Source organism: Mesorhizobium sp. CNPSo 4670 (assembly GCF_057784235.1).
In genome coordinates this window covers 1-757 of record NZ_JBWJFQ010000074.1, presented here as the reverse complement: position 1 = coordinate 757, position 757 = coordinate 1, and the positions used below count along the sequence as shown (strand labels likewise).

1 protein-coding gene and 1 pseudogene are annotated in these 757 nt (G+C 62.5%); one reads left to right on the top strand and one right to left on the bottom strand.

Annotation, left to right across the window (positions count from 1 at the left end):
- Window positions 1-275 (top strand): nucleotidyltransferase family protein (locus AC0ZT5_RS35140; RefSeq protein WP_488500163.1); only part of this gene is annotated, 275 nt, incomplete at its 5' end.
- Between the two features lie 296 nt (window positions 276-571).
- Here the strand turns inward: AC0ZT5_RS35140 and AC0ZT5_RS35135 are convergent.
- Window positions 572-757 (bottom strand): annotated as a pseudogene (locus AC0ZT5_RS35135) (aldo/keto reductase); the annotation flags it as partial.

Below are 757 nucleotides of genomic sequence, written 5' to 3'. Positions count from 1 at the left end.
GTGTTCATCTCTGGTATCCCCTGAAGTTCGGGCAGCCGTGCCCGCGCTACACGAGTTCCAGCGACTCGGTCCGCCACTTCGCCTCGAAGACCCACGCAGTTGGCGTTCGCTTCGACGCGGATGGGCAGCTCGACCTTGTGGCGCCGTTTGGCCTCGACGACATCTTCTCGTTTCGCATCACGCCGAACCGGGTGATGGACAACCAGAAGACGCATGAGGCCAAGGGCGCGCGGGCGAAGGCCTACTGGCCGGAGATTGATGTCGTGCCGTGGTAGGCATGCAGAAGAATTAGAAATCGCGGGACAGCACCCCCCTCTGTCCTGCCGGACATCTCCCCCGCAAGGGGGGAGATTGGATGTCACGCCGGTTTTCGCCAATCGCCAGCACCAATCGCCAACGTCGAGGAAAGGCGATAGCCGTGGAACTGCGGATCTCCCTCCTTGCGGGGGAGATGTCCGGCAGGACAGAGGGGGGTGTTTCGCGCCAACGTCTCACAACCTTTGCGTCGCACGGCGCTCAAAAAAAGAGGGCGCCGAAGGCGCCCCTTTCGAGTATCCGGCATGATCAGTTCTTACCCATTCACGAGCGCCAATAACTCCTCGGTGTAGCGCTTGCCGACAACCTTGTCGGGAGACAGCGCGTCGCCGATGGCTTGCACCTCGGCCGTGCTCAGCTCGATCCCGGCCGCCGCCGTGTTCTGCTCCAGATGGCGGATTTTTCGCGCGCCGGGGATCGGCACGATGAAATCGCCCTGGTG